Annotated in this window: 18 protein-coding genes and 1 pseudogene; 9 read left to right on the top strand and 10 right to left on the bottom strand. The window is 59.7% G+C overall.

Features of this window, described 5'->3' with window-relative positions; all coding sequences use genetic code 11:
* Positions 1 to 39 precede the first annotated feature (39 nt).
* The 6 genes from ACYP2Q_RS11425 (at position 40) to ACYP2Q_RS11400 (ending at position 7,172) form a co-directional block, all read left to right on the top strand.
* A complete protein-coding gene (locus ACYP2Q_RS11425; RefSeq protein ID WP_459730533.1) occupies positions 40 to 2,475 on the top strand; it encodes a TonB-dependent siderophore receptor in 2,436 nt (811 codons plus the stop codon).
* A gap of 72 nt (positions 2,476 to 2,547) precedes the next feature.
* Positions 2,548 to 3,678, top strand: a complete 1,131-nt coding sequence (locus ACYP2Q_RS11420; protein ID WP_459730532.1) for a PepSY-associated TM helix domain-containing protein — start codon at positions 2,548 to 2,550, stop codon at positions 3,676 to 3,678.
* Complete coding sequence (locus ACYP2Q_RS11415) at positions 3,675 to 3,854, top strand: hypothetical protein (RefSeq protein WP_459730531.1); 180 nt, start codon at positions 3,675 to 3,677, stop codon at positions 3,852 to 3,854. Before ACYP2Q_RS11420 ends, ACYP2Q_RS11415 begins: the two co-directional genes overlap by 4 nt.
* A gap of 278 nt (positions 3,855 to 4,132) precedes the next feature.
* On the top strand, positions 4,133 to 5,428 hold the full coding sequence (locus tag ACYP2Q_RS11410; protein WP_459730530.1) for an MFS transporter: 1,296 nt from the start codon (positions 4,133 to 4,135) through the stop codon (positions 5,426 to 5,428).
* A 150-nt stretch (positions 5,429 to 5,578) separates the two neighbouring features.
* The gene (locus ACYP2Q_RS11405; protein WP_459730529.1) at positions 5,579 to 6,208 is read left to right on the top strand and encodes a glutathione S-transferase; all 630 of its coding nucleotides are present in this window, start codon (positions 5,579 to 5,581) and stop codon (positions 6,206 to 6,208) included.
* A 106-nt stretch (positions 6,209 to 6,314) separates the two neighbouring features.
* Positions 6,315 to 7,172, top strand: coding sequence for an RHS repeat-associated core domain-containing protein (locus tag ACYP2Q_RS11400; protein ID WP_459730528.1), 858 nt, complete (start codon positions 6,315 to 6,317; stop codon positions 7,170 to 7,172).
* Positions 7,173 to 7,589: 417 nt separating this feature from the next.
* On the opposite strand, the gene rloA2 is transcribed toward ACYP2Q_RS11400, so the two are convergent.
* The gene (rloA2, locus tag ACYP2Q_RS11395) at positions 7,590 to 8,093 is read right to left on the bottom strand and encodes a retropepsin-like aspartic peptidase RloA2 (protein WP_274075557.1); all 504 of its coding nucleotides are present in this window, start codon (positions 8,091 to 8,093) and stop codon (positions 7,590 to 7,592) included.
* A 165-nt stretch (positions 8,094 to 8,258) separates the two neighbouring features.
* On the opposite strand from rloA2, the gene ACYP2Q_RS11390 reads away from it, so the two are divergent.
* Positions 8,259 to 9,146, top strand: a complete 888-nt coding sequence (locus ACYP2Q_RS11390) for an acyltransferase (RefSeq protein ID WP_459730527.1) — start codon at positions 8,259 to 8,261, stop codon at positions 9,144 to 9,146.
* On the opposite strand, the gene ACYP2Q_RS11385 is transcribed toward ACYP2Q_RS11390, so the two are convergent.
* A complete protein-coding gene (locus ACYP2Q_RS11385) occupies positions 9,147 to 9,719 on the bottom strand; it encodes a DUF2780 domain-containing protein (protein ID WP_459730526.1) in 573 nt (190 codons plus the stop codon).
* Between the two features lie 66 nt (positions 9,720 to 9,785).
* On the opposite strand from ACYP2Q_RS11385, the pseudogene ACYP2Q_RS11380 reads away from it, so the two are divergent.
* Both ACYP2Q_RS11380 and ACYP2Q_RS11375 read left to right on the top strand, forming a co-directional pair.
* Positions 9,786 to 10,220: pseudogene (locus ACYP2Q_RS11380) on the top strand (RHS repeat-associated core domain-containing protein); the annotation flags it as partial.
* 363 nt (positions 10,221 to 10,583) lie between these two features.
* Positions 10,584 to 10,859, top strand: coding sequence for a hypothetical protein (locus ACYP2Q_RS11375; RefSeq protein ID WP_459730634.1), 276 nt, complete (start codon positions 10,584 to 10,586; stop codon positions 10,857 to 10,859).
* A gap of 82 nt (positions 10,860 to 10,941) precedes the next feature.
* On the opposite strand, the gene fdhA is transcribed toward ACYP2Q_RS11375, so the two are convergent.
* The 8 genes from fdhA to ACYP2Q_RS11335 all read right to left on the bottom strand — a co-directional run bounded on the left by fdhA (position 10,942) and on the right by ACYP2Q_RS11335 (position 20,959).
* A complete protein-coding gene (gene fdhA / locus ACYP2Q_RS11370; RefSeq protein WP_046818240.1) occupies positions 10,942 to 12,141 on the bottom strand; it encodes a formaldehyde dehydrogenase, glutathione-independent in 1,200 nt (399 codons plus the stop codon).
* A gap of 145 nt (positions 12,142 to 12,286) precedes the next feature.
* A complete protein-coding gene (gene purU, locus ACYP2Q_RS11365; protein WP_034147445.1) occupies positions 12,287 to 13,144 on the bottom strand; it encodes a formyltetrahydrofolate deformylase in 858 nt (285 codons plus the stop codon).
* Positions 13,145 to 13,291: 147 nt separating this feature from the next.
* Entirely contained in the window at positions 13,292 to 13,924 is a 633-nt protein-coding gene (locus tag ACYP2Q_RS11360) for a sarcosine oxidase subunit gamma (protein ID WP_459730525.1), read from the bottom strand.
* Positions 13,925 to 14,060: 136 nt separating this feature from the next.
* Positions 14,061 to 17,078, bottom strand: coding sequence for a sarcosine oxidase subunit alpha (locus ACYP2Q_RS11355; protein ID WP_459730524.1), 3,018 nt, complete (start codon positions 17,076 to 17,078; stop codon positions 14,061 to 14,063).
* The gene (locus ACYP2Q_RS11350; RefSeq protein WP_438659005.1) at positions 17,075 to 17,404 is read right to left on the bottom strand and encodes a sarcosine oxidase subunit delta; all 330 of its coding nucleotides are present in this window, start codon (positions 17,402 to 17,404) and stop codon (positions 17,075 to 17,077) included. Before ACYP2Q_RS11350 ends, ACYP2Q_RS11355 begins: the two co-directional genes overlap by 4 nt.
* 14 nt (positions 17,405 to 17,418) lie before the next feature.
* Positions 17,419 to 18,669, bottom strand: a complete 1,251-nt coding sequence (locus ACYP2Q_RS11345; protein ID WP_008057117.1) for a sarcosine oxidase subunit beta — start codon at positions 18,667 to 18,669, stop codon at positions 17,419 to 17,421.
* 23 nt (positions 18,670 to 18,692) lie between these two features.
* On the bottom strand, positions 18,693 to 19,946 hold the full coding sequence (glyA, locus tag ACYP2Q_RS11340; protein WP_459730523.1) for a serine hydroxymethyltransferase: 1,254 nt from the start codon (positions 19,944 to 19,946) through the stop codon (positions 18,693 to 18,695).
* Between the two features lie 284 nt (positions 19,947 to 20,230).
* Positions 20,231 to 20,959 carry a TraX family protein gene (locus ACYP2Q_RS11335; RefSeq protein ID WP_459730632.1) on the bottom strand — a complete coding sequence of 243 codons (729 nt, stop codon included), beginning with the start codon at positions 20,957 to 20,959 and terminating at the stop codon, positions 20,231 to 20,233.
* Positions 20,960 to 20,985: the final 26 nt, after the last annotated feature.

Here is a 20,985-nt window from a genome sequence, read left to right as displayed (position 1 = left end):
CTAGGCAATTGAGAAGTATTCACTTTCAGGAGCCGCTGTATGTCCCGTTCGCTAGACACCTTGTTGCGCCCCAGTTTGCTGGCGCTTGCCATTGCCTTTTGCACCCCATTGGCAAGCAGCCAACTGATCGCCGCTGAACAGGCGTCCAGCGTTCGTGCCTACAGCCTGCCGGCCGCGCCATTGGCCAGCACCCTTAACCAGATCGCCAGCCAGGCCGGTCTGGCGCTGTCGTTGAACCCATCGCTGGCCGCTGGCAAGACTTCGGCCCCGGTGCAGGGCCAGTTCGACGCGGCTGGCGCCCTGCGCGAAGCCCTGCGCGGCACCGGACTGCAACTGGAACAAAGCGGCGGCACCTACACCCTGGTAGCGGTGCCTGAGGGCGCGATGGCCCTGCCGGCGACCAGCGTCATCGGTGTGGAAGCAGATCCTGAAAACGCCTGGGGCCCGGTGCAAGGGTATCTGGCCAAGCGCACCGCGGCCGGGACCAAGACCGATACGGCACTGGCCGAAGTACCGCGCTCGATCTCTGTCGCCACCCGCGAGCAGATGCAGGACCGTGCCGTACAGAATCTGGATGACGCCGTACGCTACATGCCCGGGGTCATTGCCAGCAGCTACGGCAGCGATAGCCGTGCCGAGTGGCTGAAGGTTCGTGGCTTTGAGCCCACCCAGTTCCTCGATGGCTTGCCGCTGCCAAAGGGCACTTACACCATGCCGAAGATGGAGACCTGGGACCTTGAGCGCGTAGCCCTGCTGCGTGGCCCTGCGTCCTCGCTTTACGGCCAGACACCACCTGGCGGCATGCTCGACATGGTCAGTCGGCGCCCTGATGCATTGGCCAGTAACGAAGTGCAATTGCAGGTCGGCAGCTACGAGCGCAAGCAGATCAGCTTCGACAGCACCGGCCCGGTCGATGACGAAGGGCGTTTTTTGTACCGCGTCAGCGGTGTGGTGCGTGATAGCAACACAACCATCGAGCACATTGACGACAAGCGTTACAACATCGCTCCCAGCCTGACCTGGAACATCGATCCCGACACCACGCTGACTTTCCTCAGCCAGTACAACCGTGACGATACCGGCACCACCAGCCAGTTCCTGCCGCTACAAGGCACCAAACTGTCCACGCCCGCCGGGGAAGTCAAATTCCACAAGAATCTCGGTGATCCGCAATGGGAGTTCTACGACAAGACCTATTACGCGTTGGGTTATGCCTTTGAGCACCGGATGAACGACGTCTGGCAGTTCCGTCAGAACCTTCGCTACACCAAGAGCGACCTGTCCTTCCAGAGCATCACCTCGGGCGGCTTCTACGGTTCGGTCGCAGACGACGGCACCCTGTCCCGGGGTGCCAACGTGGTTGACGAAGACCTCAGCCAGTTCGCCGTGGATAACAATTTCCAGGCCGATTTCGACACCGCTGCCATCAAGCACACCCTGTTGCTGGGGCTGGATCACCAACGCGTCAACACCAACTACAAATGGCTGTTCGGCAGCGCGCCGACCAGCAACATCACCAATCCGATTTACGGCCAGGACTTCAGTAACGTCCAATACACCGCGTTCAATGATTACAACCAGAAGACCCATGACACAGGCCTCTACGTCCAGGACCAAATGGCCCTCGACAACTGGCGCCTGACCCTGGGCGGTCGTCAAGACTGGCTGCACACCGATTCGACGTTCTACAACATGAACAACGCCAAGGACACCCGCGACGACACCCAATTCAGCGGCAACGCGGCCATCAGCTATGTGTTCGACTCCGGCTTTACGCCTTACGTCTCTTACGCCGAATCCTTCCAGGCAGAAGCGGGTGGCGCCAACGGCGAGGCATTCCGCCCGGGGACCGGCAAGCAATATGAAGTGGGGCTCAAGTACCAGCCCCCGGGTACCGACATGCTGTTCACAGCGGCGGCCTATGACCTGACCCGCAAGGACATCGTACTCAGCGACACCCTGGGCGTATCTCGCCCACTGGGTGAAGCGAAAGTCCGTGGCTTCGAGCTGGAAGCGACGGGTGACGTCAACGAGAACCTGAACCTGACCGCCTCGTATACCTACGCCAACAGCAAGATGACCAAAGTCACCGACCCACTGGACAAAAACCGCCCGCTGCCACTGACCCCGGAAAACCAGGCCGCTGCATGGGCTGACTACACCTGGCATACCGGTGTTCTGGATGGCTTCGGCATCGGCTTCGGCGTGCGCTATGTCGGCGAAACCGACAACATTGCCATCGGCAGCATGGCCTTCGTACGCGATCCGTCGGATGGCCACAGCGATTCCTACACTGTTTATGATGCAGGCGTTCATTACGACCTTGGCCGCCTGGACAATGTCCTCAAGGGCGTCAGTGTCAGCGTCAATGCCAACAACGTATTCGACAAGGAATACATATCGACCTGTGACGGCTTCTACTGCTACTACGGCGACCGTCGCAACTTCATGGCCAGCCTTGACTACAAGTGGTAACGGCTTGACCTGACAGGCCCAACGACCCGGCCGTCCTTCGTGGACGGCTTTGGTTTTTCTGAAGGCTATGAAATGAAAAGTAAAACAATTCGTCGCTGGTCCTTCGTCCACACCTGGACCAGCCTGATCTGCACCGTGTTTTTGCTGATGCTGGCACTGACCGGCCTGCCGTTGATCTTCCACCATGAGATCGACCATCTGCTGGGCGACGCCGCCGAGTTGAAGCAGATGCCGGCGGACACTCCGCAGCTGAATTTGCAGCAACTGGTGCAGGCGGCTGAAAAACATCGTCCCGGCGAAGTCATGCAGTACTTCGGTTTCGACGAAGACGAACCCAACGGCGCGATCGCGATCATGGCGGCCACTGCCGGCACCGAACCGAACTCGTCCCACACCTTCATGCTCGACGCCCGTACCGGCGAAGCGCTGGAGATGCCGTCGGCCAATGGCGGCTTCATGATGGTCATGCTGCGCCTGCACGTGGACATGTTCGCCGGGTTGCCGGGCAAGTTGCTGCTGGCGTTCATGGGTCTGATGTTCGCCGTCGCGATCGTGTCCGGCACCGTGTTGTATCTGCCGTTCATGCGCCGCTTGAAATTCGCCACCGTGCGCCAGGACAAGTCCACCCGCCTGCGTTGGCTCGACCTGCATAACCTGATCGGCGTGGTAACCCTGACCTGGGCGCTGGTGGTGGGTGTGACCGGCGTGATCAGTGCCTGCGCCGACCTGTTGATTGCCGCGTGGCGCAACGACAGTCTGAGTGCGATGGTTGCGCCGTATCGCGACGCACCACCGCTGACGCAACTGGCACCGGCCACTCGTTTGCTGGACATTGCCAAAGAAGTCGCACCCGGCATGCAGCCGGACTTCATTGCCTTCCCCGGCACGCGGTTCTCCAGCGAGCACCATTACGCGGTCTTCATGAAAGGCAGCACGCACCTGACCTCGCACCTGCTGACGCCGGTACTGATCGACGCCAGCACCCTGCAAGTCACCGCCGTGGCCGAGCGCCCCTGGTACATGGACGCCATGGGCATGTCGCAGCCGCTGCACTTCGGCGACTACGGTGGCATGCCGATGCAAATCCTCTGGGCGACCCTGGATGTGCTGACGATTATTGTGCTCGGCAGCGGCGTCTACCTGTGGGTGGTGCGGCGCAAGGCCGCGAAACCCGTGCTGGAAAAAGCGGAGAGTGTGGCATGAGGCCCCGGCAGTCGAATTTCTGGAAGGTGTTCGGCACCCCCACCGTCATCGCCTTGTTCACTGCGGCGGGGTTGTTTGCCGCACTGCTCGGTGACGGCGTGTGGGATGCCCTGAGCTGGCTTGGCCTGGGTATTCCGGCCACCCTCGCCTTGCGCGGCCTCCTCCAACGCCAATAACCCGCCACCCCCTGTAGGAGCGAGCTTGCTCGCGATAAACCTGAGAACGCCTCGGGGAGCCAGACTTCCGGCGTCATATTGAAGGCCATCGCGAGCAAGCTCGCTCCTACAAGTTATACGACGACAATGCCCCCCGCCCGTCGCCTCATCCGGCGAAATCCCAGACATATTTGTTGACACATTCACCCTTGCACTCCTATAAAGGCGCATGTTGTACGACAACCTACAACAATAAATGCGACACCCACAATAAATCCAAAAAAAATGACGGTGATGTGATGAAAGTCAAAGGCATCCGCTGGTGGATGGTCGGCCTGGTAACAGCCGGTCTGATCGTCAACTACCTCGCTCGCAATACCCTGTCAGTGGCCGCCCCGACCCTGATGAGCGAAATGAATATTTCCACCGAACAGTATTCGCACATCGTCGTTGCCTGGCAGGTTTGCTATGCGCTGATGCAACCGGTGGCCGGCTACATCATCGATGCCATCGGCACCAAAATGGGCTTTGCGATTTTTGCCTTCGCCTGGTCGATTGCCTGCGCGCTGGCGGCACTGGCGAGTGGCTGGCAGGGCCTGGCGTTCGTTCGCGGCCTGCTCGGGCTGACAGAAGCCGCGGGCTTGCCGGCCGCCGTGAAAGCCACCACCGAATGGTTTCCGGCCAAGGAGCGTTCGGTTGCGATCGGCTGGTTCAACATCGGTTCATCGATTGGCGCACTGCTGGCGCCGCCATTGGTGGTCTGGGCGATCCTGCACAGCGGCTGGGAACTGGCGTTCCTGATCGTCGGCGGCCTGGGCGTGCTCTGGAGCTTCCTGTGGGTGATCCTCTACAAGCATCCCCGGGATCAAAAACGCCTGGGCGATGAAGAACGCGCCTACATCCTCAGCGGCCAGGAAGACCACTTCAAGGAGCCGGCCACGAAAAAGGGCAGCTGGAAGAAAATCATCGGCAGCCGTAACTTCTACGCCATTGCCAGCGCGCGGATCCTCTCCGAGCCGGCCTGGCAGACGTTCAATGCCTGGATTCCGCTGTACCTGATGACCGAGCGGCACATGAACATCAAAGAGATCGCGATGTTCGCCTGGCTGCCGTTCCTCGCCGCTGACCTCGGCTGCGTGCTCGGTGGCTATCTGAGCCCGTTCTTCCACAAGCACTGCAAAGTGTCGCTGTTCACCTCGCGCAAAATGGTCCTGCTGTTTGGTGCCTCCTGCATGATCGGCCCGGCGTGCATCGGCCTGGTCGCCAGCCCGTACACAGCGATTGCGTTGCTGTGCATCGGCGGCTTCGCTCACCAGACCTTGTCCGGCGCGCTGTATGCGATCACCTCTGACTCGTTCGGCAAGAACGAAGTGGCCACCGCTACCGGCATGGGCGGCATGTTCGGCTACCTCGGCGCGGCTGCCTTCACCCTGGTGTTCGGCGTGATGGTGACCAAGATCGGCTACAGCCCGCTGTTCGTGACCCTGGCGATTTTCGACATCGTCGCCGCGTTCATCGTCTGGACGGTTGCCCGCGAACTCAAGCCTCAGCAGACCGCTGCGGGCCCACAGGCCGCATTGCAACCGGCGAACTGAGAAAGATCCCCTGTGGGAGCGAGCCTGCTCGCGAACGGCGTATCAGACGGCAATGATGTCGACTGACACGGCCCCTTCGCGAGCAAGCTCGCTCCTACATTGCCTCCACACGTTATGCTGCGTGACACCGCCACCGACCGAGTCACTGCCATGTCCACCCCGAGCATGACCCTGTACCACAACCCTCTCTCCCCCTTCGTCCGCAAAGTCATGGTGCTGCTGCACGAAACCGGTCAACAGGACCGCGTCGCCCTGCAAAACTGCGTACTCACCCCGGTCGACCCGGACCAGTCCCTGATCGACGACAACCCCCTGAGCAAGATCCCCGCCCTGCGCCTGGCCGATGGCAGCGTCATCCACGACAGCCGGGTGATCCTCGATTACCTCGACCACCAGCACGTCGGCAACCCGCTGATCCCCCGCGAAGGCTCGGCCCGCTGGCGGCGCCTGACCATCGCCTCCATGGCCGACGGGATCATGGACGCCGCGGTACTCGTACGCTACGAAGTCGCCCTGCGTGCCCCTGAAAAACACTGGGAGCAATGGCTCGACGGCCAACGCGACAAAATCCGCCGTGCGCTGGCGTTGCTGGAAAAAGAGGCGATTGCCGAGCTGACCAGCCATTTCGACGTAGCGGCGATCAGTGTTGCCTGTGCATTGGGTTATCTGGATCTGCGCCACCCGGACCTGGAGTGGCGATCGGCGAATCCGCAGTTGGCGACGTGGTATTTCGAGGTGAGCCAGCGGCCTTCGATGCTGGCGACGATGCCGAAGGTTTGACGCACAAAGCGCCATCACCCTAGCAGTTCTGATAGTAGGCAACGCCTGAGAAAACTCCGATGCTGAAGGTCCGCATTCATGGACCTTCAGCACTGGAGCTCAACCCATGCCTACGTCTTCACGTAAAACAATCCTGCTGGCTACTGATCAACAGCGCTCGGTGTTGAATGCACTCAACGCAACGCAACCCCATCTCCTTGCCTATACGCCCTACGGTCATCGTCCACTTGCAAACGGTTTGCTCAGCTTGCTCGGCTTTAATGGAGAGCTGCCGGATTCGGTGACCGGGCATTATCATTTGGGCAGAGGGTATCGGCAGTTCAATCCGGTATTGATGCGATTTAATAGTCCGGATAGTTGGAGTCCGTTTGGAAAGGGTGGCATTAATGCTTATGCGTACTGTGGAGGAGAGCCGGTAAATCGCTCTGATTCAACGGGGCACACCTGGCGACCGCTTAAAATTTTTCTAAGAAAAATCGGCGCAATGAAAAAAACCGCCGAACCCGAAACAGTTGTAAAAATTGGGGCATGGCAACAAGTTCCGGGCAACTCAGAGAGCGTACAGCCGCCCTCCCAACTCACCTCAAAACATACAAAAACAAAGCTGACAAAAAAGGATGAGAATCAGTTCCGAAAAGAGCTCAAACAAGCATTTGTCGACGGTGAGAACATGGACCAGAAGCTTCGCTTGAATAGCAGTATAAGCGGCAATTCAGCAGCCTCATCTAACAGGGCGCCGAACGGTGGAAATATAACTTCAAATTCTTCTGCCATTTCAGACTCTGTTGAACACATGCCAACACAAGAGCTTGCTCAATTTCGGAATACTGTAAATGCATGGCAAAATATCGGCACTGAAAGGATCAGCATTTTAAGAGCCATAGATAGTGAAACAACAATCAGAAATCTGAATTTCTATAAAGAACCACCCATTAGTAATAGGAATATACGTCGGGGAAAATAAAATTTCTCGCAAACAGTAAGAGCACCCACCCAGAAGCATTAATTGCACGCGAACTACTTACCCCAAAAAAACTTTCTCACTTCAATAAAATAACGCCTCCAGATGCAGTAACCGGTATCAAGTATCTCCATGCCGCCGATGAACACATTCGCAACACCTTGGATGCAGTCATTACAAATACCGGCCTGCTCAATCCAAGAAACCCTTTTTTAAACATCTGAATGAAGTAAAAATAAGAAATCTGAGGACCGGCCTACTTACTCAAAAAATGAACTGGCAAGTGTCATTTCCCATGTCTCATCCCTGCGCATTGATGGCACCAGTCGTGTCGCCGGAGACTTCAACGCAAATGATTTTGTTGAGACCGCGAACAAAATCAGAGACTCACGATGAGGCCAGGCAACCCTGAGTTAACTATTAACAATCCGGCTTGTCCGCCGTAAACCGTCGCGCCGGATTCACTGCCGCACCAAACTCTCGCAAGGCCTTGGCACCAATCAACAGCGGGTAATTGAAACTGCTACGGTCGGTGAGGTTAACCTCGACCGTTCGCTTGACGTTGCCCAGGCACAACTCCAAATCCACCACCGGACGCTTGGTCGGCGCGGCCACATCTTCATCCTCGTCCTCTTCTGAACGGGTCTTGATCTTGCTGATGCGCGCGACCTTATGTTCATAGACCTTGTTGCTCGCACCCTTGGTCGCCAGGCGGAATCGCACCCAGTCTTCACCATCACGAGTGAAGGTCTCGATGTCCTTGGCCGAAAGCGATGCGGTCAGTGCGCCGGTGTCCATTTTAGCCTTGAGCACTTCACCACCGATTTCCGGCAGCGAGATGTATTCGTAGCGCCCGTACAGAGTCGGCTCGGCGGCCATGACCGGCAGTGCGAGGAGTGAAAGCAATGCAAGAAGGGATTTCACGTACTGGGAGTCCTTGAGGAGTTGGCAGCGCAATTTTAGACCGTTGTTGAGCTGATCGTTCCCACAAGGGTAACGGTCCGGAGGTGAAACATTCGTCAGCACCGATTTGGCCTGTCGCCCGAAGCTGCTTATCATGGCGCGCCCAAACGCTTCCAAGAGTCATTTATGCGCCGCCTGCTCACCGGCTGTTTCGTCACATTGCTGTTGTTGCTCAACACCCTGGCCCTGATCGGACCGCTGATGGTGTTTGCCTTGCTCAAACTGGTCCTGCACGGGCGCTTTCGCGATTACGCCTCCTGGGTGGTGATGTGGATTGCCGAGACCTGGTCGGAGATCGACAAACTGATCTTTCGTCTGTGCATCCCCACCCACTGGGATATACGCGGCGGTGACGATCTGCGTCGCGACACTTCCTATCTGGTGATCAGCAATCATCAGTCCTGGGTCGATATTCCTGCGCTGATCCAGACGTTGAACCGGCGCACGCCGTTCTTCAAATTCTTCCTCAAGAGAGAACTTATCTGGGTACCGTTCCTGGGCCTGGCCTGGTGGGCGCTGGACTACCCGTTCATGAAGCGCTACAGCAAGGCGTTTCTGGCGAAGAACCCGGAGTTGGCCGGCAAGGATCTGGAGATCACCCGACAAGCCTGCGAGCTGTTCAAGCGCCAGCCGGTGACGGTGGTCAATTACCTGGAAGGCACCCGTTTTACCGCCGCCAAAAGCGCTCAGCAGCAGTCGCCCTTCACCCACCTGCTCAAGCCCAAGGCGGGTGGCGTGGCGTTTGTATTGGCGGCGATGGGTGAACAGCTCGATGCGGTTCTCGACGTGACCGTGGTGTATCCGCAGCCGGCGATTCCGGGGTTCTGGGACTTGATCAGCGGTAACGTGCCGAGGGTCATCATCGACATCAAGACCCGTGAGCTCGACCCGGCGCTGTGGCAGGGTGATTACGAAAACGATCCGCTGTTTCGTGAGAAGGTCCAGAACTGGGTCAACCAGCTCTGGATCGAGAAGGACCGGCGTATCGACGAGTTGCGCGCCGAAAGCCGCTGATCAACTGCCGATTCCGGTGCCGGTACCAGTGCCGGCGCCCCAAATTCCACCCAGGCTTTGCAGCAGCGAACCGCCGACACCCTGCTGACCGAAGTATTGCAGGATCACCGGAGCAAACACGCCGATCATGCCGGTGTCCATGCCCAGGGCGCTGAAGGCGTTGTTCAGGTCGTTGGTGTCCTTGACGTTGCCCAAGGCGTTATCCAGCCCAGCGGATTTACCGGTCGCCCCCAGCAAGCCCGCGAGCGCGCCCAGCTCACCGCCGCCCGACAGTGTGTCGATCCCCGGCACGCTTTTGGCCAGTTCCGAGTAGTCGGTCGAGCTCAATTGATTCTTCGCCAGCCCCAGCATCGCCCCGGCGCCACCGACGGCTTGTTGTGGCGTCACATTCAGTTGGCTGAGCGCGCCCAGCAGGTCCGCAGTCTGCGAAGTCGGCGCGGCCTCTGTGGCAGCATTATCGCCCTTCATCCCCGCAATGGCATTGGCCGCATCGCTCAAGCTGAACTGTGCGAAGACCGGGCTGGCCGCCAGGGTCATCAGCGAAGCCAGTACAAAACCGCGTGAAATCTTCATCCAGACATCCTCTTGTGCCATGAAAACGCCCGACTCACGGGCGCAAAGCTGCCGGTTTGACCGGGTATGAGCGGGCATGTTCCTCAGGCCCGGGACCATTTTCAACCCGCTCGTCGCAATACAGGTTTGAGGATTACAAACCTATCAGATCTGCTAGTAGGCAACGGCAGAAAAAGGAACGATGCTGTGAGAACGGATCTCTTAATCTTATCTGGCCCCCAATCGATGCCTATGCAATTAAACAACACAACGCTGCTGGTAACCGATCAACAGCGTTCGGTGTTAAACGTCCTCAACGAGCATCAGCCTCATCCCATCGCTTACACATCCTATGGCCACCGCACCCGGGAAAAAGGCTTGCTCAGTCCGCTGGGCTTCAACGGAGAACTGTCGGACCCGCTAACAGGGCATTATTTGTTGGGCAATGGCTTTCGGGCATATAACCCGGTATTGAAACGGTTCAACAGTCCAGACAGTTGGAGTCCGTTTGGGGAGGGCGGATTGAATGCGTATGCGTATTGTGTGGGGGATCCGGTAAATCGGAGTGATCCTACGGGGCATGTTTCACTACTCAACCGTTTCTTAAGTTTCCTGGGACGTACACCACGTGCGGCTCGGGCCGGCGGACGCACTATAGAAACTGGACGATTCTTGAACCCACTAGCACGTACCTCACATACACGCGGTACAGCAGCCTCTTCTATTTATTCGAGCGTTGGCACAAACAGCTCTTCAGGACTGCCCTCATCCTTGCCATCCGGATACGCGAGCGTTCGACCGTACAGCAGCGTCGACGCCTCTCTCGCTCCCTCTCTTCCTCATCGTCCGCCACCAGGAAGCTCTCGCTCAGGATCTGCTTTTTCAGTGCAGAATCCCGAAAAACTACCGAGCGGAAGGCCGTCCGAGGATATTCATAACTGGGCTGGGGAAACAATAAACTTTCCAAATGGAGAGCCAGCAGTACTGAGTGTGCGCCCAGCTTCAATTGTGCCCCTAGCGATACAAGATGCCGGCCATCGTTTAGGACAAAATATCAGAGCGAACACTCAGCTTTACCAAGAAGGTATTTTTCCAGTTTCACTGGAGGATTTACGCATTCAATTTCGTGAAAAATACATCTCTAAAATAAGAAAATCTTGAGCAAAATTAATCAGGGTACAAAGATAAACAGATGCTAGGAAAAGGGCGGTTTTGTCGCCCTTTTCCGTCTCTCGCCTCTTACTTACGCCGCACTAAACAACTTATGCGGATCAATCACAAACTTCTTCGGTACGCCCGCATCGAACTCGCCGTAGCCTTCCGGCGCCTGATCCAGGCTGATGACCTGCACGCCCACCACTTCGGCGATGTTGATGCGGTCCCACATGATTGCTTGCATGAGTTGGCGGTTGTACTTCATCACCGGGGTCTGGCCGGTGTGGAAGCTGTGGGATTTGGCCCAGCCCAGGCCGAAGCGGATGCTCAGGCTGCCCATTTTTGCGGCGGCGTCGACGGCGCCCGGGTCTTCGGTGACGTAGAGGCCCGGGATGCCGATCTTGCCGGCCACGCGCACCACGCCCATCAGCGAGTTGAGCACGGTGGCCGGGGCTTCGTGCTTGACGCCGTCATGGCCGTGGCCGCGGGCTTCGAAGCCTACGGCGTCGATGGCGCAATCCACTTCCGGTTCGCCCAGCAGCGCAGCGATCTGTTCGTGCAACGGGGTGTCGGAAGACAGGTCGGCGATTTCGAAACCCTGGGCCTTGGCGTGGGCCAGGCGGATGGTGTTGACGTCACCGACGATGACCACCGCCGCGCCCAGCAGGCGAGCGGAAGCGGCGGCAGCCAGGCCGACCGGGCCGGCACCGGCGATGTAGACGGTGCTGCCTGGGCCAACGCCGGCGGTTACGGCACCGTGGTAGCCGGTGGGCAGGATGTCGGAAAGGCAGGTCAGGTCACGGATTTTCTCCATGGCCCGGTCGCGATCCGGCAGTTTCAGCAGGTTGAAGTCGGCGTACGGCACCATGGCGTATTCGGCCTGGCCGCCGGTCCAGTCGCCCATGTCGACATAGCCATAAGCACCGCCCGGACGGGCCGGGTTGACGCTCAGGCACACGCCCGTGTGCATTTCCTTGCAGGAACGGCAGCGCCCGCAAGCCACGTTGAACGGTACGGACACCAGGTCGCCGATCTGCAGGTTCTCGACGTCGCTGCCCTTCTCGATCACTTCACCGGTGATCTCGTGGCCCAGCACCAGGCCGGTTTGCGCCGTGGTACGGCCGCGCACCATGTGCTGGTCGGAACCACAGATGTTGGTGGAAACCACACGCAGGATGACGGCGTGGTTGATCTTCCTGCCGCGCGGGTCCTGCATTTTCGGATAGTCGATTTTCTGTACTTCGACCTTGCCAGCGCCGAGATACACCACACCACGATTGCCAGACATGCTTTCACCTCGCTGTTGTTTTTATGTAGCGGTCGCGTCGCCAGGGATCGGCGGCGCGTTGATTGCTCGGGTTATTGCCTGTGTGTCTTGCGTTGTTTGTTGCGGCCCCTTCGCTGGCAAGCCAGCTCCTACAGGGGGAGGCGATCTAGAGAACGACCGTGCGATTGGCGTTCAAGAACACTCGTCGCTCAATGTGATAACCCACGGCCCGGGCCAATGTCAGCCCTTCGATATCCCGCCCCTTGGCGATCAGGTCTTCCGGGTAATGACTGTGATCCACCACCTCCACGCCCTGGGCAATGATCGGCCCTTCGTCGAGGTCGTTGTTGATGTAGTGGGCCGTGGCGCCGACCAGTTTCACGCCTTTGTTATAGGCCTGGTGATAAGGCTTGGCACCCTTGAAACCGGGCAGCAGGGAGTGGTGGATATTGATCGCCTTGCCATCGAGTTTGCGGCACAACTCAGGTGACAGCACTTGCATGTAGCGGGCAAGGATCACCAGTTCAGCGCCGGACTCTTCGATCACCTGCAACACCTGACGCTCCTGGGACGGTTTGTCGTTCGGGTCCAGGGGGAAATGGTAGTACGGAATCTGGTGCCAATCGGCCAACGGCTTGAGATCGGGATGGTTGGAGATCACGGCGGCGACATCCATCGACAACTGGCCGATGCGCTGGCGGTATAACAAGTCGTTGAGGCAGTGATCGGCCTTGGAGACCATGATCACCACTTTCGGCCGGTAATGCGGCGGGGTCAGTTCGAAGATCATGCCGAAGGATTCACCGCGTTCGGCCAGGCCTGCGCGAAACGACTGCTCGTCGAAGCCATCCGGTTGGCGGAATTCCACACGAATGAAAAAACGGCCCGAGAGCCGGTCATCGAAAGAGTGGTGTTCGGTGACGTAGCAGCCCTGCTCGAACAGAAAGCGCGTCACCGCGTCCACGGTGCCGAGCACGCTGGGGCAGTCGGCGGTCAAGATCCATGTGTCTGGGGCGCGGCTCATAGTGCGGTGACTCCTGAGAAATCGGTAAACCTACCTGTAGGAGCGAGCTTGCTCGCGATGGACGTCAACGATAACGCGTGCATCCTGAATCAACGCGTCGCCCTCTGGTCCTTCGCGAGCAAGCCCGCTCCTACAGGTGATCGCTGGTCAAGCCTGAACGCTAAGGCCGTATTCGGCAGAAGCATCCTGCAACCACAACCACCAGTAATCCGAGAAGCTGCGGCGAATCAGCAGTTCCCAGGTGTCTTCAGCGGTGTGACGGATCACCAGTTGCGACTTGGCGAACACCGTGCCGACGGCCTTGCCCACCGGGAAGTTGTTGGGGTGCACGTCGTAGCTGGTGGACTTCATCAACACCTGGCGCACGTTCGGGCCGCTCAGCTCGAGGATCTGCTGGCCACCGCTGACGTTGACGATCTGGATGTGCAGGTCGCCCAACGCTTCACGCAGCTTTTGCTCGGCGGCGAACTCTTCGCCGGTCGGCACGATCAGCAGCCATTCATCCGGCCCCATCCATTGCAGGCTGGTTTCACCTTTGACGGTGACGGTCAGCGCACCTGGCAATTCGATCCCCAGCGCCTTCTGCACGCCAGCGGCGAACGCAGCATCGTGGCCATCGCCACGGAGGGTCAGGTGGCCGAGGAGTTTTTTCTCGCGCACGGTCACACCGGCGCTCTTGCGACCCTTGCCCACCAGGCTTGGCAGGTCGGCGTGATGCAGCGACGACTCGGCCTTGGCCCCGGTGGTTGGGCGTTGTGGGTAAACATTGGCTGCGGTCATAAAGCACCTTTCCTGAATTCTGTTGGTTCTTGTGGTGGCTGCACTGCCGTCATCGCCAGCAGGGCTAGCTCCCACATTCAACTGTGGGAGCTAGCCCTGCTGGCGATTGGCAGCCCGCCCACAGATCTCGAGGTCGTTAAACGTTCTGGCGTTCGCCTTTCGGATCGAAGAACACCGAAGAAACGATTTCCGCCTCGATCACGCTGCCGTCCGCCAGTGGCGCAAACACACGCTCACCCATGCGGTTCAGGCCGCCCTTGACCACGCCCATGGCAAACGAATAGCCCAGGGAGTTGTGCGCATAGCTGGAGGTCACGTGACCGACCATGGTCATCGGGATCGACTGCTTGGTGTTGAACACCAGCTGTGCGCCTTCCGGCAGCCATTTGTTCGGGTCGATCGGCTTCAGGCCAACCAGTTGCTTGCGCTGGTCACGCACGCAGTCTTCACGGTTCATGCCACGCTGGCCGATCCACGAGAACGGTTTGGTGCGACCGACGCACCAGCCCATGTTCAGGTCGTCCGGGGTCATCGAGCCGTCGGTGTCCTGACCGACGATGATGAAGCCCTTCTCGGCGCGCAGCACGTGCATGGTTTCGGTGCCATATGGCGTCAGGTTGTACTTCTTGCCAGCATCGACAATTTTTTCCAGCACACCCATCGCATAGTCGGCTTGCACGTTGACTTCGTACGACAGTTCACCGGTAAACGAAATCCGGAACACCCGCGCCGGCACACCGCCCACCAGGCCTTCTTTCCAGGTCATGAACGGGAAGGCTTCGTTGCTCAGGTCGATGTCGGTGACTTCAGCGAGCAGCTTGCGGCTGTTCGGCCCGGACAGGGTCATGGTCGCCCAGTGATCGGTCACGGAAGTGAAGTACACCTTCAGCTCCGGCCATTCGGTCTGGTGGTAGATTTCCAGCCATTGCAGCACGCGTGCAGCGCCGCCGGTGGTGGTGGTCATCACGAAGTGGTTGTCGGCCAGGCAAGCGGTTACGCCGTCGTCGAAGACCATGCCGTCTTCTTTGCACATCAGGCCGTAGCGCGCCTTGCCCACGTCGAGCTTGGTCCAGGCGTTGGTGTAGATGCGGTTGAGGAACTCGCGCGAGTCCGGGCCCTGGATGTCGATCTTGCCCAGGGTCGACGCGTCCAGCAGGCCGACGCTGTCGCGCACGGCTTTGCATTCGCGCTTCACGGCGGCATGCATGTCTTCACCGGATTTCGGGAAGTACCAAGGTCGTTTCCACTGACCGACGTCTTCGAACTCGGCGCCGTTTTTCAGGTGCCAGTGATGCAGTGCGGTGAAACGCACCGGCTCGAAGATGTGCCCACAGTGACGACCGGCCACGGCGCCGAAGGTTACCGGCGTGTAGTTCGGACGGAACATGGTGGTGCCCATCTGCGCGATGGTCACGTTCAGCGAACGGGCGGCAATGGCCAGGCCGTTGACGTTACCGAGCTTGCCCTGATCGGTGCCGAAGCCCAGCGCGGTGTAGCGCTTGACGTGTTCGACCGACTCGAAGCCTTCGCGGGTCGCCAGTTCGATACCGGCCGCAGTGACGTCGTTTTGCAGATCGACGAATTGCTTCGGCGCACGAGCAGTGACTTTCTCGTAAGGCACTTGAAACAATGCCAGCGTCGGCTCTTCCTGGCGGACCAGGGCTTTTGGCAACTTGGCTTCGACCGGACCGAAGCCGGCTTCGCTGGCGGCGCGCACACCCCCTTCAAAACCGTCGGCCAGGGAATCGCCAAGGCCGTAGACACCGTTGATGCCACCGACGCATACGCGTTTCTGCGGCGCCTCACCCGGCACAAAACCGAGGATGTCTTCGCGCCAGATCGGCTTGCCACCCAGGTGCGAAGCCAAGTGGACTACCGGGCTGTAGCCGCCGGAACTGGCGAGCAGGTCGCATTCGAGCCATTCGCCCGGGCTGGTGACCTTGTGTCCTTTGACATCGATGGCGGCCACACGGGCAGCGGTCACGCGCTTGCTGCCACGGGCTTCGATCACAGCGCTACCGGTGAGGATGCGGATGCCTTTGGCACGCGCCTCTTCCACCAACGCACCACGCGGGTTGCTGCGGGCGTCGGCGACGGCCACCACTTGCAGACCGGCATCGAGCCAATCCAGGGCCACGCGGTAGGCATGGTCGTTGTTGGTCGACAGCACCAGCTTCTTGCCCGGTGCCACGCCGTAGCGGCGAATGTAAGTCGAGACTGCGCCAGCGAGCATGTTGCCCGGCACGTCATTGTTGCCGTAGACCAGTGGGCGCTCATGAGTGCCGGTCGCCAGCACCACGCGCTTGGCGCGAACGCGGTGGATGCGCTGACGCACCTGGCCAATCGGGGCGCGGTCGCCGAGGTGATCGGTCAGCCGCTCGTGAATGGTCAGGAAGTTGTGGTCGTGATAACCGTTGACCGTGGCGCGCGGCAACAGCAGCACGTCCGGGGTGTTCTTCAGTTCGGCGATGACGCTGGCGACCCACTCGGTCGCAGGCTTGCCGTCGAGGCTTTCGCGGGAGTCGAGCAGGCTGCCGCCGAACTCTTCCTGCTCGTCAGCCAGGATCACGCGGGCACCGCTGCGCGCAGCCGCCAGTGCAGCGGCCAGGCCTGCAGGGCCGGCGCCGACGATCAGCACGTCGCAGTGCTGGTTCATGTAGTCGTAGGTGTCCGGATCATTCTCGGTCGGCGAGCGGCCCAGGCCGGCAGCCTTGCGGATGTACTTCTCATAAGTCATCCAGAACGATTGCGGGTACATGAAGGTTTTGTAGTAGAAGCCCGGTGGCATCAGCTTGCCGCCGACCTTGCCGAGAATCCCCATCATGTCGTTGTTCACGTTCGGCCAGCCGTTGGTGCTGGTAGCGACCAGGCCCTGGTACAGCGCTTGTTGCGTGGCGCGTACGTTGGGAATTTGCGTGGCTTCGGTGGCGCCGATCTGCAGCACCGCGTTCGGCTCTTCGGCACCGGCGGCATAGATGCCGCGCGGGCGGGAATACTTGAAGCTGCGACCGATGATGTCGACGCCGTTGGCCAGCAATGCAGCGGCCAGCGAATCGCCCTCGAAGCCTTTGTAGCTCTGGCCGTTGAAGGTGAAGGTCAGGACTTTGTTGCGGTCGATCCGTCCGCCGTTGGACAGGCGATTGATCTGGCTCATACCTTCTCTCCCAGAGCCGTGGTGGCCGCTTTCGGGCTATCGGTCTTGTCGGTGAATTGTGGCTTGGTGCCGATCTTGTAGGTTTCGAGAATCTCGTACGTCACGGTGTCACGGGTGGCGTTGAAGTACTGGCGGCAACCAGCGACGTGATCCCACAGCTCATGGTGCAGACCGCGAGGGTTGTCGCGGAAGAACATGTAGTCGCCCCACTCCTCGTCGGTGCAGCTGTTCGGATCCAGTGGACGCGGGATGTGCGCCTGGCCGGATGCATGGAATTCCTCTTCGGAGCGCAGCTCGCCGCAGTGAGGACAGAAGATATGCAACATGGGGATTTCTCCTGTTAGTGGGCAACCGCAGCAGCGCCGTGTTCGTCGATCAACGCACCGTTGTGGAAACGGTCGATGGAGAAAGGTGCGGCCAATGGGTGCATTTCACCCTTGGCCAGGCTGGCGGCAAATACGTTGCCCGAGCCAGGTGTGGCCTTGAAGCCGCCGGTGCCCCAACCGCAGTTGAAGAACATGTTCGGTACCGGGGTTTTCGAAATGATCGGGCAGGCATCCGGGGTGGTGTCGACGATGCCGCCCCACTGACGGTTCATGCGTACGCGGGACAAGACCGGGAACATCTCGACGATGGCCTGGACGGTGTGCTCGATCACCGGGTACGAACCACGCTGGCCGTAGCCGTTGTAGCCGTCGATACCGGCGCCGATCACCAGGTCGCCCTTGTCGGACTGGCTGATGTAACCGTGCACGGCGTTGGACATGATCACGCTGTCGATGATTGGCTTGATCGGCTCGGACACCAGCGCTTGCAGCGGGTGGGATTCGATCGGGAGACGGAAACCGGCCAGTTTGGCCATGTGCCCGGAGTTACCGGCAGTCACTACACCGACGCGCTTGGCGCCGATGAAGCCCTTGTTGGTTTCAACGCCGATGCACACGCCGTTTTCCTTGCGGAAGCCGATCACTTCGGTCTGCTGGATCAGGTCCACGCCCAGTGCGTCGGCGGCACGGGCAAAGCCCCAGGCCACGGCATCGTGACGGGCCACGCCGCCGCGACGCTGGACGGTGGCGCCCATCACCGGGTAACGGGTGTTCTTCGAGCAGTCGAGGTACGGGATCTCGTCGGCCACTTGCTTGGCATCGAGCAGTTCGCCGTCGACGCCGTTGAGGCGGTTGGCGCTGACCCGGCGCTCGGAATCACGGATGTCTTGCAGGGTGTGGCACAGGTTGTAGACGCCGCGTTGGGAGAACATCACGTTGTAGTTCAGGTCCTGGGACAGGCCTTCCCACAGTTTCATCGCGTGTTCGTACAGGTGCGCCGACTCGTCCCACAGGTAGTTGGAGCGCACGATGGTGGTGTTGCGCGCGGTGTTACCGCCGCCCAGCCAGCCTTTCTCGACCACGGCCACGTTGGTGATGCCGTGTTCCTTGGCCAGGTAATAGGCGGTCGCCAGACCATGCCCGCCACCGCCGACGATGACCACGTCGTAGACCTTCTTCGGGGTCGGCGTGCGCCACATGCGCTGCCAGTTTTCGTGGTGGCTGAGGGAGTGTTTGAAGAGGCCGAAGCCTGAGTAGCGTTGCATAGTCATTTACTCCAAAACCGCGCTCAGCGATAAACCGGGAAGTCCGCGCACAGTGCCGATACTTGCTGGGCGACATTGGCCTCGACATCGGCATCGCCGAGGTTGTCGAGGATGTCGCAGATCCAGCCGGCCAGTTCGACGCACTGGCTGACCTTGAAGCCGCGAGTGGTCACCGCCGGGGTGCCGATGCGCAGGCCGGAGGTCACGAACGGCGACTGTGGATCGTTCGGGACAGCGTTCTTGTTCACGGTGATGTGGGCGCGACCGAGTGCTGCATCTGCCTCTTTGCCGGTGAGGCCCTGACGGATCAGGCTGACCAGGAACAGGTGGTTGTCGGTACCGCCGGACACTACATCGTAGCCGCGTTTGATAAATACGCCGGCCATGGCCTGGGCGTTGTCGATCACTTGCTGCTGGTAGGCCTTGAAGCCTGGCTCCAGCGCTTCCTTGAAGCACACCGCCTTGCCGGCGATCACGTGCATCAGCGGGCCGCCCTGGGCACCGGGGAACACAGCAGCGTTGAGTTTTTTCTCGATCTCTTCGTTGGACTTGCACAGGATCAGGCCGCCACGTGGACCGCGCAGGGTCTTGTGGGTGGTGGTGGTGACCACGTCGGCATACGGCAGCGGATTCGGGTACAGGCCGGCAGCGACCAGACCGGCTACGTGGGCCATGTCGACGAACAGCAGGGCACCGACCTTGTCGGCGATCTGGCGGAAGCGTGGGAAGTCGAGGGTCTTGGAGTAGGCCGAGAAACCGGCAACGATCATCTTCGGCTTGCACTCGACGGCCAGGCGCTCGACTTCGTCGTAGTCGATCAGCCCGGTCTTGGTGTCGATGCCGTACTGCACGGCGTTGTACAGCTTGCCCGAGGACGACACCTTGGCGCCGTGGGTCAGGTGACCGCCATGGGCCAGGCTCATGCCCAGGATGGTGTCGCCGGCTTGCAGCAGGGCCAGGTACACGGCGCTGTTGGCCGAGGAACCGGAGTGTGGTTGCACGTTGGCGTAGTCGGCACCGAACAGCTGCTTGGCGCGTTCGATGGCCAGGGCTTCAACCTTGTCCACGTGCTCGCAGCCACCGTAGTAGCGCTTGCCTGGATAGCCTTCGGCGTATTTGTTGGTCAGGCCGCTGCCTTGCGCTTCCATGACGCGTTTGCTGGTGTAGTTCTCTGACGCGATCAGCTCGATGTGATCTTCCTGACGTTGCTCCTCGGCATTCATCGCCGCCAGCAGTGCATCGTCGTAACCCTGGATCTGGTCTTGCTTGCTGAACATCGCGTCTCTCCCAGCGGCGGCGGTGCGCCTTTCGTCTCGGTGAGGCACTGGCTTTTCGGCAGTGCCCTTTGATGCCGATGGTATGACCGGCGCAGACAGGTCAAATGCCTACGGACGCCACGCAAAGGTGCGTTTACGACATGGCGGGAAATGCTCTGACAGACACACCCTCCTAATCTGCGCAAATCCCTGTGGGAGCCAGCCTGCTGGCGATGACGGCGGCACAGGCGACACTGATGGTGGCTGAACCTCCGCAATCGCCAGCAGGCTGGCTCCCACAGGGGTTATGTGAAGACTTGGCGGACTGCGAGCAACAGCAGGAAATGCAGCGGATACAGCGCATACGCCCAGCGGCGCATCGGTGGTGCTTTTACGTCATGCAGGTGTCGCAACAGGAACAGCCCCAGCCATGGCGCAATCAGACAAGTGACGATGGCGGGAATGGCCGCAGGGTTGCCCAGCCGCGCGGCGTAATACAGCACCTGCCATTGATTGGCCGCCAGACACACCAGCCCCGGCAGCAGCGCGTAATACCAGGGACGACGGATCACCAGCAGCAGCGCCAATGGCAACAGGACCCCAAAGAAACCGAACATCACTTTTTGCGTGAGCAGCGCCGCCAGCAGCAAGGCGACTGCCGCCAGCAACCGCGATTGCAGCGTCGGCTGTTGCCAGCCACGCGCCACCAACAGGCCAAGGACCAGGGTGGGCATCACGTTCAGCGTGTCGTGCTCGGGAATGAACATACGGTAGGGAATTTCACTCACCGCGCTGAACAGCAACAGCCAGCCCAGATAGCGCCATTGCCCACTGCTCTCCACAGCAGGCTTTCGCGCAAGATTGGCGGCCATTGCCAGACAGAACCACGCAAACGCCAATCGCCCAGGCACATACAACAAATCGACGGAGTAACCGACATATCGCAGGTGATCGAGCACCATGCACAAAAGCGCCAGCCACTTGAGCAGATCCAGTGCATGGTCGCGCTGCTTTAAGTGTGTAGTCACGTGCATAATTGCCCGGCATCCTTGTAATTTTC

This window comes from Pseudomonas sp. MHK4 (assembly GCF_054600775.1).
Note: the sequence above shows the minus strand (reverse complement) of the source record. Positions and strands in the feature narration are given on the sequence as shown.

Excerpts from the sequence above, each read along its gene's own strand:
- ACYP2Q_RS11425 (WP_459730533.1), top strand. The coding sequence starts at position 40 with ATGTCCCGTTCGCTAGACACCTTGTTGCGCCCCAGTTTGCTGGCGCTT.
- ACYP2Q_RS11420 (WP_459730532.1), top strand. The coding sequence starts at position 2,548 with ATGAAAAGTAAAACAATTCGTCGCTGGTCCTTCGTCCACACCTGGACC.
- ACYP2Q_RS11415 (WP_459730531.1), top strand. The coding sequence starts at position 3,675 with ATGAGGCCCCGGCAGTCGAATTTCTGGAAGGTGTTCGGCACCCCCACC.
- ACYP2Q_RS11410 (WP_459730530.1), top strand. The coding sequence starts at position 4,133 with ATGAAAGTCAAAGGCATCCGCTGGTGGATGGTCGGCCTGGTAACAGCC.
- ACYP2Q_RS11405 (WP_459730529.1), top strand. The coding sequence starts at position 5,579 with ATGTCCACCCCGAGCATGACCCTGTACCACAACCCTCTCTCCCCCTTC.
- ACYP2Q_RS11400 (WP_459730528.1), top strand. The coding sequence starts at position 6,315 with ATGCCTACGTCTTCACGTAAAACAATCCTGCTGGCTACTGATCAACAG.
- ACYP2Q_RS11390 (WP_459730527.1), top strand. The coding sequence starts at position 8,259 with ATGCGCCGCCTGCTCACCGGCTGTTTCGTCACATTGCTGTTGTTGCTC.
- ACYP2Q_RS11385 (WP_459730526.1), bottom strand. The coding sequence starts at position 9,719 with ATGAAGATTTCACGCGGTTTTGTACTGGCTTCGCTGATGACCCTGGCG.
- fdhA (WP_046818240.1), bottom strand. The coding sequence starts at position 12,141 with ATGTCTGGCAATCGTGGTGTGGTGTATCTCGGCGCTGGCAAGGTCGAA.
- purU (WP_034147445.1), bottom strand. The coding sequence starts at position 13,144 with ATGAGCCGCGCCCCAGACACATGGATCTTGACCGCCGACTGCCCCAGC.
- ACYP2Q_RS11360 (WP_459730525.1), bottom strand. The coding sequence starts at position 13,924 with ATGACCGCAGCCAATGTTTACCCACAACGCCCAACCACCGGGGCCAAG.
- ACYP2Q_RS11355 (WP_459730524.1), bottom strand. The coding sequence starts at position 17,078 with ATGAGCCAGATCAATCGCCTGTCCAACGGCGGACGGATCGACCGCAAC.
- ACYP2Q_RS11350 (WP_438659005.1), bottom strand. The coding sequence starts at position 17,404 with ATGTTGCATATCTTCTGTCCTCACTGCGGCGAGCTGCGCTCCGAAGAG.
- ACYP2Q_RS11345 (WP_008057117.1), bottom strand. The coding sequence starts at position 18,669 with ATGCAACGCTACTCAGGCTTCGGCCTCTTCAAACACTCCCTCAGCCAC.
- glyA (WP_459730523.1), bottom strand. The coding sequence starts at position 19,946 with ATGTTCAGCAAGCAAGACCAGATCCAGGGTTACGACGATGCACTGCTG.
- ACYP2Q_RS11335 (WP_459730632.1), bottom strand. The coding sequence starts at position 20,959 with ATGCACGTGACTACACACTTAAAGCAGCGCGACCATGCACTGGATCTG.